14 protein-coding genes are annotated in these 13,180 nt (G+C 66.6%); 7 read left to right on the top strand and 7 right to left on the bottom strand.

Features of this window, described 5'->3' with window-relative positions:
- Positions 1 to 113 precede the first annotated feature (113 nt).
- The 3 genes from FB559_RS46155 to FB559_RS10825 all read left to right on the top strand — a co-directional run bounded on the left by FB559_RS46155 (position 114) and on the right by FB559_RS10825 (position 1,855).
- On the top strand, positions 114 to 239 hold the full coding sequence (locus FB559_RS46155) for a hypothetical protein (RefSeq protein ID WP_281286247.1): 126 nt from the start codon (positions 114 to 116) through the stop codon (positions 237 to 239).
- Between the two features lie 65 nt (positions 240 to 304).
- Positions 305 to 718 carry a nitroreductase/quinone reductase family protein gene (locus FB559_RS10830; RefSeq protein WP_141955493.1) on the top strand — a complete coding sequence of 138 codons (414 nt, stop codon included), beginning with the start codon at positions 305 to 307 and terminating at the stop codon, positions 716 to 718.
- A gap of 108 nt (positions 719 to 826) precedes the next feature.
- Positions 827 to 1,855, top strand: coding sequence for an aldo/keto reductase (locus FB559_RS10825; protein ID WP_141955492.1), 1,029 nt, complete (start codon positions 827 to 829; stop codon positions 1,853 to 1,855).
- Positions 1,856 to 3,029: 1,174 nt separating this feature from the next.
- Here the strand turns inward: FB559_RS10825 and FB559_RS10820 are convergent.
- From FB559_RS10820 to FB559_RS10805, 4 genes are all read right to left on the bottom strand, one after another.
- Positions 3,030 to 3,515: an SRPBCC family protein gene (locus FB559_RS10820; protein ID WP_141955491.1), complete on the bottom strand. Its 486-nt coding sequence runs from the start codon at positions 3,513 to 3,515 to the stop codon at positions 3,030 to 3,032.
- 274 nt (positions 3,516 to 3,789) lie between these two features.
- On the bottom strand, positions 3,790 to 4,254 hold the full coding sequence (locus tag FB559_RS10815) for a hypothetical protein (protein WP_141955490.1): 465 nt from the start codon (positions 4,252 to 4,254) through the stop codon (positions 3,790 to 3,792).
- 476 nt (positions 4,255 to 4,730) lie between these two features.
- Entirely contained in the window at positions 4,731 to 5,042 is a 312-nt protein-coding gene (locus tag FB559_RS10810; RefSeq protein ID WP_141955489.1) for a UBP-type zinc finger domain-containing protein, read from the bottom strand.
- Positions 5,043 to 5,308: 266 nt separating this feature from the next.
- Positions 5,309 to 5,833, bottom strand: coding sequence for a hypothetical protein (locus FB559_RS10805; protein ID WP_185792137.1), 525 nt, complete (start codon positions 5,831 to 5,833; stop codon positions 5,309 to 5,311).
- A gap of 741 nt (positions 5,834 to 6,574) precedes the next feature.
- Between FB559_RS10805 and FB559_RS10800 the strand changes: the two genes are divergently transcribed.
- Together FB559_RS10800 and FB559_RS10795 are read left to right on the top strand one after the other, a co-directional pair.
- On the top strand, positions 6,575 to 7,834 hold the full coding sequence (locus tag FB559_RS10800) for a SpoIIE family protein phosphatase (protein WP_221639964.1): 1,260 nt from the start codon (positions 6,575 to 6,577) through the stop codon (positions 7,832 to 7,834).
- A gap of 84 nt (positions 7,835 to 7,918) precedes the next feature.
- Entirely contained in the window at positions 7,919 to 8,176 is a 258-nt protein-coding gene (locus FB559_RS10795; RefSeq protein WP_141955488.1) for a hypothetical protein, read from the top strand.
- A gap of 300 nt (positions 8,177 to 8,476) precedes the next feature.
- On the opposite strand, the gene FB559_RS10790 is transcribed toward FB559_RS10795, so the two are convergent.
- The gene (locus FB559_RS10790) at positions 8,477 to 9,556 is read right to left on the bottom strand and encodes a fatty acid desaturase family protein (RefSeq protein WP_342780925.1); all 1,080 of its coding nucleotides are present in this window, start codon (positions 9,554 to 9,556) and stop codon (positions 8,477 to 8,479) included.
- A gap of 38 nt (positions 9,557 to 9,594) precedes the next feature.
- The gene (locus FB559_RS46150; RefSeq protein WP_141955487.1) at positions 9,595 to 9,909 is read right to left on the bottom strand and encodes a UBP-type zinc finger domain-containing protein; all 315 of its coding nucleotides are present in this window, start codon (positions 9,907 to 9,909) and stop codon (positions 9,595 to 9,597) included.
- Positions 9,910 to 10,169: 260 nt separating this feature from the next.
- On the opposite strand from FB559_RS46150, the gene FB559_RS44545 reads away from it, so the two are divergent.
- Positions 10,170 to 10,358 carry a LysR family transcriptional regulator gene (locus FB559_RS44545; RefSeq protein WP_221639963.1) on the top strand — a complete coding sequence of 63 codons (189 nt, stop codon included), beginning with the start codon at positions 10,170 to 10,172 and terminating at the stop codon, positions 10,356 to 10,358.
- Positions 10,359 to 10,704: 346 nt separating this feature from the next.
- On the opposite strand, the gene FB559_RS10775 is transcribed toward FB559_RS44545, so the two are convergent.
- Positions 10,705 to 11,298, bottom strand: a complete 594-nt coding sequence (locus tag FB559_RS10775) for a sigma-70 family RNA polymerase sigma factor (protein WP_185792135.1) — start codon at positions 11,296 to 11,298, stop codon at positions 10,705 to 10,707.
- A gap of 697 nt (positions 11,299 to 11,995) precedes the next feature.
- Here FB559_RS10775 and FB559_RS10770 point away from each other — a divergent pair.
- A complete protein-coding gene (locus FB559_RS10770) occupies positions 11,996 to 12,769 on the top strand; it encodes a SigB/SigF/SigG family RNA polymerase sigma factor (RefSeq protein WP_246121507.1) in 774 nt (257 codons plus the stop codon).
- Positions 12,770 to 13,180: the final 411 nt, after the last annotated feature.

The following is a 13,180-nucleotide window of genomic DNA, read 5'->3' as shown; positions in this document are numbered from 1 at the left end:
GTGCAACCACGCGAGAGGATTTTGCTGGCCTGGCGGTCGCGGCGTTGGTTTGGTGGAGCTACCGGAACGTGCCACGGATTCCGGGACGATCACCACGCAGCAGGAGGCGGGTGATGAAGATCGCCGACCACTCACCGAACGCCTCCGAGGGGAGAAGTATGAAGTACCGCACGCTGGGCCGGACCGGAATCGAGGACGGCGACGTGCCCCTCGACGACGAGCGGCGGACCGGACTGTGACCGGGGACGACGCCGTCGCCCGCGCCCTCGCCATCGGACCGGACTCCTAACCGGCCGAGCACACGATCGACATCACGACACTGGGCGCACGCAGCGGCACCCCGCGCCGCATCGAGATCTGGTTCCACCGCGTCGACGGTCGCTGGTACCTGACCGGCGTGCCCGGCCCCCGCGGCTGGTACGCGAACGTGCGCGCTCATCCGCGGTTCATCGTGCATCTCAAACACGGGGTCACGGCCGACCTGCCCGCGACCGCGGCGCCGGTCGACGAGCCGACACGGCGGCGAGTGATCACCGAGGTCCTCGACCTGCAAAACCGGCCCGAAATCGCGGCACGGGTCAGCCGGCGCCAGAACCTCGACGACTGGCTCGCGCGCAGCCCGCTGGTCGAGATCGTGTTCGACGACGAGTTCGCGTTGCGGCGGCCGGCGCTCGTGGACGCCGCGCGGCGGGAAGGACACGACGTCACCGGTCACTGAGGTTCGTCCGGCCGGCGCTGAGGACGCTGTTACACCGCGACGTGGTTTTCGGGCGTCCCCACCGGTGCTCGAACAACCACTCACCGTACGCCTCCAAGGAGAAGAAATATGAAGTACCGCATGCTGGGCCGGACCGGGATCGAGGTCAGTCCCTACTGCCTGGGCGCCATGATGTTCGGGGCCATGGGAAACCCCGACCACGACGACTCGATCCGGATCATCCACAGGGCTCTGGACGCAGGGATCAACTTCATCGACACCGCCGATGTGTACTCTGGCGGCGAATCCGAGGAGATCGTCGGCAAGGCGCTCAAGGGTCGCCGCGACGATGTGGTGCTCGCCAGCAAGGTGCACTACCCGATGGGCGATGGTTCGAACCACCGGGGCAATTCACGGCGCTGGATCATCGCCGCGGTCGAGAACTCCCTGCGCCGCCTGCAGACCGATCACCTCGACCTCTACCAGGTCCACCGCCCCGACCCGATGGTCGACGTGGAGGAGACACTGTCGGCCCTGTCCGACCTGATCCACAGCGGCAAGGTGCGCGCGATCGGTGCGTCGTCCTTTCCGGCCTCGGAGATCGTCGAGGCGCAGTGGGTCGCCGAGCGGCGTGGCCTGGAGCGCTTCCGGACCGAGCAGCCGCCGTACTCGATCGTCAACCGGAGCATCGAACGCGAGGTCCTGCCGATCTGTCAGCGCTACGGGATGGGCACGCTGGTCTGGAGCCCGCTGGGCCAGGGCCTGCTCACCGGCCGGCACCGCAAGGGCCGGCAGATCGACACTCACCGGTCCGGTGGCATGCCGCAGCACTTCAGCGACGAGCGCAAGCTCGACGTGGTCGAACAGCTCGTACCGCTCGCCGAGAAGGCCGGTCTGCCGATGACCCACCTCGCGATGGCGTTCGCGATCGCCCACCCGGGCGTCACCTCGGCGATCATCGGGCCGCGCACCATGGAACAGCTCGAGGACCTGCTGGCCGGCGCCGACGTCACCCTGGACGAGGAGATCCTCGACCGGATCGATGAGATCGCTCCGCCCGGTACCGACGCGGGCCCCAACGACGTGGCCTACACACCGCCGGCCGTCTCGGAGGTAAGCCTGCGTCGCCGGCCGGTCGCCGAGCGCTCCGCCACCTAAGCGACGGCCGCGTGAGGGTCCGTCATGTGGACTACGACTGACCCTCCGCCCTGGAGTAGCGCCGATCACGAGGTGATCGGCATGACAACCGCCGATCGCATGGCGGCGCCATGTCGTGGTTTCCCCGCGCCCCTATCTCGGACCAGGGCCGAAGGTTCCGCACCGTACGCATCTCACTCATGCTGCGACTGGGCCGAAACGGTCCCGGAAGCCCCACGCCCTTCCGGCCAAGAGCGTTACGGCATGGGAGGGTGCGGCCAGTCGGCGGAGTGAACACGCAGTAGATAAGATCTCCACCGACTGGGGGCCACCCGGATTCGCAGGCGACCCCGGCGCACGCTCGCCGCAAAGACTGGGGCAGGCCGGGCCCTGCGGCGTGATGCGGACACAGTGCGTCTCGGGACCGTTCCCGCGCGCGGGGAGCACATCTGCAACAACCAAGCCGGCCATGGCCCCGTGGGGAACCACCCCTGCGTCGCCGGGGAGCACTGGTCGTACACCGAACTGGGAAGCCGCGGTGAGCACCGCGTGGGCGAGGTTGCGGGGGGCGGCTTCCGGCCACATCTTCGTCGCGTCACCGACGAACCAGCGCATCGACATCACTTCGGTGGTGTCTTGGCAGTCGGCGATCACGCTCTCCCAGAGCGGGTGGTCGTGCCCGGGGAGCAGGACCATCAGCCGGACCAGCCGTTCGACCGCGGGAGTCATTTCTGCAGGTCTCGCGTGGGTTCTGCCTTTCGAAGGGGCGCCGGGGGGAGGGAACCAGGCGGCGGCGCCAGGCAATGAGGCGCATCGAATAGTGCTTCGGCCTCGATCGGACTGACCTGCAGTCATCCCTGCGCCATCGTCCCTTTCCGGACCGCCTGGTACAGCCGTTTACGGATCGCTGGCGCGGTCCGGGGCGGCTGCCGCGAGAGCTGCTGGTCCTCAGCCGGGTGTTGCTGTTCCTGTACGTGACCGCACTGGCGGTCCTGCTCGGAGCCGAACTCAACGCCCAGATCCGTCACCTGCAATCCATCCCGTGATACTCGCGTCGGCCGATCCGCGACGGGATCACTCCTGTCCCACGCCCGCACCTTCAAAGACGCGGGAGTGTGTCTGGCTGGGAGAACAAGAGGGTGTTCCTCTCGGCAGGAGGAGGCGTTGTCGTGGTCGCCCGCGGCGGGCGGTCGGGTCAACGTTTCTGATCTGGGTTGGGTGCATTGACCGGAAGCGTGGCGTCGGGGGCGGCCGTACGGATGGTGGCGGAGAGCAGTGTCAGGACCCGGTGGAAGCTGCGGGCCAGCCATCTCCTACCGCCGGCCGCCAGGAGCAACCGGTCCACCATCCCGGTGCGCACGATCGTCGCGGTCAGTGTGACATGGGACCGGTCACCGGCCGCGTGGATGGTCCAGTGCACGTGGGCGACCGTCTGACGGCCTATCGTCGCCGTACCACCCACACCGCGTGCGGGACGCAGGCATGTGATCGTCGTCTGGACGGTTCGGTGGATGCCCAGGGGCCCGCGGATCACGATCGTGGCGCCGAGCCGGTCGGGCGCGACGGTGTTCAGCCGGAATCGGTGGCCGCCCATCCTTTGGTGGTTGGCCAGTTGGGAGAGGAAGTCGTACACGGTCTCTGCGGGGAACTCGATGAGCAGCTCCGAGGTCACCAGTGCCACAGCCCTCACGCTTGGCCACGGCATGGCCCGGGGATCCTGCGTGCGTATTCGGCGTACACAGCCGGCCCTTTCGCGTCACGGAACGATTCCCGGGTGGTCGGGGATCAGCAACCGCATGCCCGGCGCGGTGCATGCCGAGCAGACGCTCGGGCAACGCGGGGGCGATGTCGAGGTTACGGCCCAACCTGACGATGGTGTGGGTTGGTCGGCGGAGGATGGACAGACCCCGGAATACGGCCGGAGCCGGTCTTGGCTGTTGCAGGGGGCGCAATATTCACTGGTCACTGGTTCTTGTGGCGGCCCTGGGCCGGTGCGTCTGGCCGTATGGGCGTGGTGGGAGGACGTGGGCGACAGGCTGGTCCAGCCGGGGTTTGAGGTGCCGGTGCCGTTCCTCGGTTTCTTCGATGGTGAGGCCGAGGATCGCGGCGATCTGTTCCCAGCCCATGGCTGATGCTTGTGCGGCATCGAGCAGACGTGCCTCGGTCTGGTCCATGTCCAGGCGGGCTGCTCCCAGGACCACTAGTGCGGCGGCCATCGCCATCGGCTGGGGTTGGTCGCCGGGGCCTCGCTGGGCTCGATCAGAGGCGGCGATGACCGCGTCGATGGCGTCCAGGTCGGGCAGGGGATGTTCGGTGAGCTCCCACAGGATCTGATCCGCGCCGGTGGCGTGGCGCTGTGTCAGGTAGGCGCGGGCGGCGCGCACCGTCGCCGGCGACGGCGCAGGCAGACACGTCCTCATCTCCTCACTCATAGCGACGTCGGCCGATGACGGTTCAGGGCTGCTGGTCATGAGCGCGCTCGTCTCGCCCAGCGAGGTAGACGGTCCGCACGGGTGCCTGTCGCGGGGTGGCCGGTTATCGGTCTGCGGGCTCGGAGGGTGGCGGCAAGGGCGATCATTCCGGCAATGAGTCCGAGAATGTTCCAGGTGATGACGCCCATGACCGACTCCTTAGGAGCAGTGAGTCGAAGCTTGGAAGGGAACGGCCTTCCGGATCGGTCCACGCACAGGCCCAATCGCCCGCAGGCGGAAGCCGCGCCTCGTGCTCGCTCACCCCTGAGCCAACCTCAGCGGAGCCGTGCGGGAAACAGCCGATTCTGGAAGGGGCCATCACCGCAATCGATCACCATGCGTTCTGCATCAGGGCGAGGGTGGCTCTTGGCAGCAAAGTGTGGGCTGAGCATGAACCCGGTTCCTGCGGGCTGGGAACGGACCGGTCAGACAAGACGCTGGTGCACGTAGCACCATCTCCATCGCGGGCCCGGTTCTACGGCTGCGGCGATCGGGTGGTGGGTCTTTTCGTGGTGGGCTTTGGCGTGCTGGTTGGGTGAGCCGTCCGAACATGCCACCCGGCCACAGGTCAGGCAGATCAGCAGGGTCGCCCGGCGGTCCTCGTCGGCTCGGCAGTCCGGGCAGAAGCTGGTCTGAGGGGTGACCGGTGTTAGCCCGTCGAGGTGCTCACAGCGTGGTGCCTGGCCGTTCGCGCTGACCGCGGGGGCGTCCAGGGCCTCGGTCTGGTTGGGGACCATGGCAGGTTCCTTCGTCATGCTGGGGAGACCGGGCACGGCCCCGGCTGTTCCTCCTCAGTCAAGCCCGCCGCTGTCATGTCGGAAACACCCGGCCCGGCCAAAGCCCATCACCACAGCCGATCACCCGCCAACGCCGGTGAGGAGACTGCCTGCACGGACCTAAGTGGAGGTCCAAGGGGCCTGGTCTCTCCCCAGCCATGGTGCTGGACACAGAATTCAAATCACCTGTCACATCGGCACCGGCCGCGTCCACGGTGCGCTTCCTGCTAGGCAGCAGAGCGCCTGCGGGTGGGTGGCGCGGTGAGTCGAGCGAATCGATGAGAGCGGGATCTTCGATGAAGAGAGGGGGATTGTTCGGGCGCGAGGTGGCCGGCCACCACGATGCCGTACATGATGTGGTCGAGGGCGAGAACGGCGCGGCTGACGGGCCGTTGTGCTTTGGCGTGTTGTAGCCCGAGCAGCGGTGCGAGACCTATCTCGAAGCTGAGCCAGATCGCCAGGCCGTAGGCGGGGCCGGTCAGCGGATGCTTGCGCAGGGGTTGCGGCAAAGCCGAGAACATCGCGCCGCCCGCGGCCCCGAACGCCCAGTGGCAGAGTTCGGTGATCGCAGTTCGGTGCCCCTCGCCGAGGCGCCGGAGCTTCTGCGGAGCGTGTTCGGCGACGATCGCCTCGGGCGGGCTTTCCACCAGGATGCCGGCGCTCTCGGTGAACGTACGCACGCCGGTCATCGCCATGGCGCCGACCAGGCCGCGTGCGGCCGCACGGACCGCCGCCGGTAGTGGTGTGAGCATCGGCATGTCCATCGGCCTTTCCCGGCCCAAGCCCATCCGCTGGTGTCATGTCAGTCCGCCGGGCCATAGACCGCGCTCGGCCCGCGGCGCCCTCCGTGCCGGCCGCATCGACCTTACTGTCGGTGATGCCCTCCATGGCTCGGCGCGAACCTTGATTGTCACGCGTCAGCAAGAGCGCCGGGTTTCTCAAGTTCTTCTGGGTGCCGGAAACTCGGCCACCGGTCCCGACCTGGGGTTCTCTGTTCGGTAAGCGGACGATGTCGGCGACGAGCAGGATCGCTACGGCCTCCTCTATCTCATTTCCGTCCGTCTACTCGGCTGGCTCGTCCTGCTGGCGCGGTCGGGAGCCTCCAAGGATGCTGAGGCGATCCGGACGCTAACCGGTCCTCGTCTCAGGCCCGTCATCGCATCTTCGCGCGCGTATGGGCGGTAGGGCGGCCCCCCGTGGCGGCGCCGCGCCCCGTTACGACGAAGAGATCATCGCCCCGATGGTGCCGGCCAACGATTGAGCGGCTGGCCGTATGCGCTGACCGAGGCCACCGCGGCGGGTTATTGTTGTCTTGCGTCAAATATTTTGACGTGTGGCCTGGTGGCTCCGCGATCGTTCGGTACGGGTGTCTGCGGGAAGCCGTGGCCGGGGGATCGAGGCGGGGAAGAGTGACGCGGGGAGTCGTGTTCGCCGGCGGGTTGCGGCCCGATGGCCTGCCGGCTGCACTTTCGGATCCGGGGCGGTTGGCCGCCGTGACGGCGACGGGGTTGCTCGAGACCGGCCCGGAAGACGCCTTCGAGGACCTGGCGCAGCTGGCGGCCTCGGTGACCGGCTGCACGCGTGCGTTCATCACGCTGGTCGACGATCACCGCTCGTTCTGGAAGTCGTGCGTCGGGGTGAACGCTCCGGAGTTGCCGACGCGGCAGAATCCCGTACGGGAGAGTTTCTGTTACTTCCTGGTCGGTCTGGGCGGGGAGCCGTTCGTGATCGAAGACGCGGCCGCCGACCCCCGTACGAGTGGGCATCCCTCGGTGGTGCCCATGAAGATCGGCGCGTGGGCCGGCTACCCGATCCTCGCCCCTGGCGGGGAGGTGCTGGGCAGCATGTGCGTCATTGATGAGAACCCGCACACGTGGCAACCCGCGGAACTGTCGAGTCTGGCCACGATGGCTCGGGCGGTGAGCAACGAGATCAACCTGCGCACCTCACTGACCGTCGCTCAAGATGCGCTCGTCACCGCGCAAGACGCCCTGCGTACCTCGAGCGCTTTGGCCCGCAGTCTCCAAGACAGCCTGCTGCCCCCGGTCCTGCAGCAGGTGCCGGGTCTGGAGACCGCGGCGTCCTATCTGCCGGCTGCCGGCGGCACCACGGTGGTCGGTGACTTCTATGACCTCTTCCATGCCAAGGGCCCGTGGTGGTGCACCGTAATGGGCGACGTGTGCGGCAAGGGCACCGAAGCCGCCAAGGTCACCGCCCTGGCCCGCTACACCCTGCGCGCCGAGGCCACCCAGCACCTCTCTCCCGCCCTCGTGTGCGAGCGGCTGAACTCCGCACTCCTTGAACAGCGAATAGGAGACCGGTTCCTGACCGCCGTCTATGTCACCTTCCGCACTACGGGCGGTGGGATCGCGGGACGGCTGTGCACCGCCGGACACCTACCGGCGCTGATCCGCCGCGCCGATGGCCGAGTCCAGCAGGTCGGACGGCCCGGCACTTTGCTCGGCGTCTTTCCCGACGTGCTGCTGAACGATGTCCGGTTCCGCCTTGCCCCGGGCGACACCCTGTTGCTCTACACCGACGGCGCCACCGAGGCCCGCGCCCGCCGGACCACCTCCTCCGGGGATCGTCCCCAATTCGGTGAGGACGCCTTGGCCGCCGCGTTCGCGGGATGCCGCGGCCTGGACGCGGCCGGCATCGTCACCCACCTCAGTGAGATCCTTGCCGAGCACAGCGGCGACTGGGCCAGCGACGACACCGCCTTGCTTGTTCTGCGCGTCCCGCCACGGTCGTGACCCGTTCGGGAGGGCTACGGTGGCCTTCACAGCAGCAGATCGGCGGCCTGCCAGGCTCCCGGATGCGTCACGGAAGGCGACACCGTGTCCACCGAGACGACCTGGAGCCACGCGGTCCAGCAGATCACCGGTCAGCTCACCACCCTGCGGGAAAGCCTCCAGGACGCCCCCATCGACCAGCGGCTGAACGCCCTGGCCCTGCTTCACCGCAGTTTCAGCGAAGTCCACGACCTCGCCCAGCATGAGGCCATCGCCGCCGCACGGGCGGGAGGCTGGTCCCTGCGGCGCATCGCCACCGCCCTGAACTGCTCCCACGAACAAGTCAGACTCATGATCAACTGATACGCCTAGTGGCGAAGTTCATGTTCTTTGGCCGAGCGCCACGGAGGGCCCGGTGAAAGGCCGGCTGCGTTACGCCCCGCAGATGCTCGACCAGCGTCTCGCGTACTGCGAACAGGTCCGGATCGCGCCGCGGTCGGACTGCACCGCGCTGGAAACGCGCCGAACCGGTCATGGCCGGGTAGCGCCGGTCGGGATGGTCGATACGGGCGATCCCGGTTTGAAGAAGGGCCTCTGGCGATCGGTGCGGTGCCGCGTATGGCATCCGCGCCGTTTCCAGAGGCCCTGGTATGTCTACCGGGCTCAGTACTCCAGTTCGGGACGTAGCGGGCCGCCGACGTTGTGGAGGTGGCGCAGCACTTGGGCGTAGGAGTTGAGCAGACCGGTCTCGTAGTACGCGATGTGGTGCTGGGCGCAGAACGTACGGATCACGGTCTGGGCGCGGCGCAGGCTGGGGCGTGGCATGGAGGGGAACAGGTGGTGTTCGATCTGGTAGTTCAGGCCGCCGAGGACGAAGTCGGTGAACCGGCCGCCGCGGATGTTGCGGGAGCTGAGCACCTGCCGGCGCAGGTAGTCGGTCTTGTCGTCCTTGGTGAAGATCGGCATCCCCTTGTGGTTGGGCGCGAACGAGCATCCCATGTACAGGCCGAACAGGCCCTGCTGGACGACGATGAAGCACACGGCTTGGGCGGGCGACAGTACCCAGAACACGGCGGTCAGGTAGCCGGCGATATGGGCGACCAGCAGACCCGCCTCGGTCAGCTTGGTCATTCTTGAGGTTCCGGCGCGGGTGAGCAGGGACCGTACGCCGGCGACGTGCAGGTTGAGGCCTTCCAGAAGCAGCATGGGAAAGAACAGCCATGCCTGGTGGCGGGCCAGCCAGATGCCCGGTCCGCGTCGGGTACGGGCGTCGTCATGGGTGAAGGCGATCGCGCCGGATGCGATGTCGGGGTCGCGGTCGACCTGGTTGGGGTGGGCATGGTGCCGATTGTGCTTGGTGAGCCACCAGCCGTAGCTGAGCCCGATCAGCAGGTTGCCGTGCAGACGGCCGAGCAGGTCGTTGACGCGTTTGGATCTGGAGATCTGCTGGTGGCCGGCATCGTGGCCGACGAACGCGGTCTGGGTGAACAGCACCGCGAAGGCGACGGCCAGTATCAGCTGCCACCATGATCGCCCGATCAGGGCGAAGGTCGTCCATCCAGCGGCCATGAGGAGCAGGTTGAGTCCGACCTTGAGGAAGTAGTAGCCGGGCCGCCGGTTCAGCAGCCCGCTTTGTTTCACTTCGCGGGACAACTGGGCGTAGTCGCTGCCGCGGCCGGTGGCAGGCGGCCCGCGGCGAGCGCCCGCCGGCATCGTTTCGGCTTCGAGGGTGTCAAAGGTCAAAGGTGGTTCCTTAGCGTTGAGGGGCTGGCGACAGCCGTTCAGACGGCGCGCCGGTGCACATAGCACCATCTCCAGGTGGGCCCGGAGCACAAGGCGCCGGCCACCGGATGATCGGTTTCTTCGTAGTGCGCGACCGCATGCCGTCCGGAGGAGTCATCGGAGCACGCCACCCAGCCGCAGGTGAGGCACACCATGAGGCCGATCCAGTTCTCACCGGCGCTCAGGCATTCGGCGCAGGTGCTCGATCGGGGAGTCACCGGGATACATGCGTCGAGGTGTTCGCAGCGAGGTGCCGACCCGTTCAAGCTGACAGGTCGCAAATCCAGGGCCGCGCCGGACTCATCGGAAGTCATGACGGCCTTCCCGATCGAGGTGCCGGTGGTGGCCAGCCGAACTCCTTCAGTCAACCTCCGCTCGCACGGGGCGGAAACAGGCAACCCGAGCAATCCTCATCACTTGACGTGATCGTGTGAGCGGTGTCACCCAGGGGCGGATTGAACGGTGACGCTCAGGGAAGTGAGAAACCGGACGCAAGACGCCGGCATCCTGACCCCTGGATGTCGGCGAGGGCGGGTCGTTCCTACCCGCCTGCCGTTCGGTGGAGGTGGCAGGAATGGAGCTCCGCCAGCTTCGCTACTTCCTCACCCAGGCCGAAGAGCTGCACTTCGGCCAGGCGGCCGCGCACGAACACATCGTGCAGTCGGCGCTGAGCCAACAACTACAGCGGCTGGCTGCTGTTTGTGATCCGTCCGGGCTGGTCCTACAGCCTCAATGCCGGTTTCGAAGATCACGCCGAGCATGAGTACATGACGATGTCGCCGAACATCCTGAGTGGGAGACCGTTCCGTTCGAATCCGAGTTCGCGGATGGCTACGGCCAATTCGTCTCGCGCTCGGATCTGTTCCGTCAGATCGGCCATGATGAGCGGGTGCACAAACAGGAGAGTGAGGCTCAGATGCGCCAACACCGCTTCCACTGACCGCTGTAACACTTTTGGGTATCGACCTCTTTGTGGCAGCGCTGTGCCATGCCGATCCGCTTCAGACGATCACCCAGCTCGCAGGATCAAGCCAATGCTGCCGAAAGAGCCAGATTTCGAGCGACGTTGACACTGGCTGATCAAGCGTTCCTGACGTTCGGTTCCTGTCTCAGGCCAGTTGGCTGATGTCTTCGCTGGGGATCTCGGCGGTCCGGTGGGCCGCGAGGTGCATCAGGGCATCGTGCAGCGATGTCTTGATCGCGTCATGAGAGGTATTGAGATGGGCGGCGACCTGCCGGTAGGTATGGCCGGCGTAGTAGGTCAGCGTGACCGCCTCGCGTTGCATCTCGGTGAGAGTGTCCCAGCCGTGCCGCACCTGCTGATGCTCTGTCCGTGTGTCGCCTTCACCGGTGCCCTGGCCCAAACGCCGGGCGGCTGCCGTCCCCCGGTCGGATCCGTCCGCACCGATGTGACCGCCTCGGTCGGCGCGTCTCCGATCCACCGCACGCCGATGCGCAACAGACATCACCCACCCCATCACGTCGTCGTGGGCCGCTTCATAGCGTGGCGCCGTCTGCCACAACTCCACCAGCACTTCTTCGGTCACCTGCTCGCATTGGACTCGATCGCGCAGCACCTGCGCCACCAGCCCATAGACGGGTCCGGACACCACCGCGTACACACGCTTGAAGGCTTCACCGTCACCGCAGGCCACCCGGCCCATCAGTTCCTCCAGCTCCAAGCCATCCTCCAGACCGATCATGCGGCTCCTCCTTCGAAACGCGACCGCTAGTGACCTTCGGGATCTCCGCGACAAAGGACACATCGGAGGACCCGAAGACGTCGGCGAAACCGTCCCGAGGACGGCCGACCGCTCCAGCCAAGACCACCGGCCCGACCGCGGACACCGGCAATCCGAGCAAAGCTCATCACCGCAAGCGATCACGAAGCTGCGGCGCGTGATCCGATATCGGGTCACCAACATGGCATGGAGGGGAACAGGTGAGGTCCGATCTGGAGGCTCAGGCCGAACGACCGAACGGGCACGCATCAGCACATGATGATCACTTGGTCATCAGCTCGTGTGATGGTTTGTGCTCAACTTCGAGGTTTCCGCGTGGGCGCTACCGCGCTTACCTGATCGTATGCACGTCGCGCTCATCTCGCCCTCGCCCTCAACGCCGCAGAGTTGCTGATGAGATGCTGGCCAGCCGATCGTCCGGCAGTACGAGCGCCGTCCTCGCTTCCCAGATCGGACGCGCCATGCACCAGGCCATCCATCGTGTGGCCGGTAGGGCCGGAACATTCCCTCCCCACCAATGAGCGCCTGTGAGATTACAGACCTCGACTTGACGGGAGAGTCAGCCGTGGCGCCGTTACGGTAATTGGCAGAGAACGGTTAATGCGCCTGGACCGATGTTTCTAATGCCGCTTCGTCAAGCCCCATCATGGAGGTCGGCATGCCTGCCAGAATCGACTACGACGACGGCCACGCTGAGGCGTTGCTGAACGAACTCGAATCGTTGACACACGCGGACTCGCGCCGAGAGGAGATCCGCTCGGAGCTGGTACGAATGCATATACCGGTCGCCTACGGCATTGCGCGGCGCTACGCACAATATGACGAACCGTTCGAGGATGTGCGGCAGGCCGCAATGCTAGGTCTCGTCAAGGCGATCAACCGCTTTGACACGGCCCGCGGGGAGCGTTTCCTGGCTTATGCGGCTCCGACGATGACCGGTGAGGTGAAACGACATTTCCGAGACCACACGTGGCTTTTGCGCATGCCCCGCCGCCTCCAAGAGCTCCGGTTGGCGATGCGGGATGCCCGGCAAGACTTCTTCCGCGAGCACAATCGCGCGCCGACCATCCCGGAGATCGCGGAAATCCTTGAGATCGGCGAGGAAGAGGCCATCGAAGTGGTCGGCACGTTCGACGCCTACCGCCCGGTCTCACTTGACACGCCGGTCGGCGCCGATGAGGACGCCGCGACCTACGGCGACCTCATCGGAGGGGACGACACGGCGATCGAGGACATCGTCGACCACGTCACCCTGCGCCCACTACTCGACGGACTCCCCGAGCGGGAACGCATGATCCTGCTGCACCGCTTCTACGGCAACAAGACCCAGACCGAAATCGCCGAGGAGATGCACCTGTCTCAGATGCACATCTCCCGGCTCATTAACCGCGCCCTGACCGGCCTCCGCGCCGAACTTCTCAAAGACACCTGAACCGCCCCTCGACCTGCTGCAGGCGACCGCCCCGTAGCTTTCACGTACATGCGAGACGGCTCGACGGCCTCGCGGCGTGCGCGCTCTGGCGCTTTACCCGCTCCGCACCCGAACCGAATCGATCCTGGGGCCGACCGCTGCCCGGTCGGCGGCTCAAAGGTGAGATCGTCGTGGTTCGTCCTGGCCCGGACGATCGCTGGTCGCGCTCTGGACGGTGGCCCGCATCCAGGCCTCTTGGCTCGATCAAGGAGGCCCTGCGCTCGCCGTGATCGCGTCGAAGTCCTGTCGTTCACCCTGATCGCAACGCCGGCGAGAAGGATCTCGCGCCCAGGCGTACTGCCTCGCAGTACCGGCGTGCGCGCTCCTGCTGCACTTCCGCAGCTTGGGCTCTGTCCAGCCCAAGCTGCCGAT

The organism is Actinoallomurus bryophytorum (assembly GCF_006716425.1).
GTDB classification, from domain to species: Bacteria; Actinomycetota; Actinomycetes; order Streptosporangiales; family Streptosporangiaceae; genus Actinoallomurus; species Actinoallomurus bryophytorum.
This window is presented reverse-complemented; position numbering and strand designations above follow the sequence as displayed.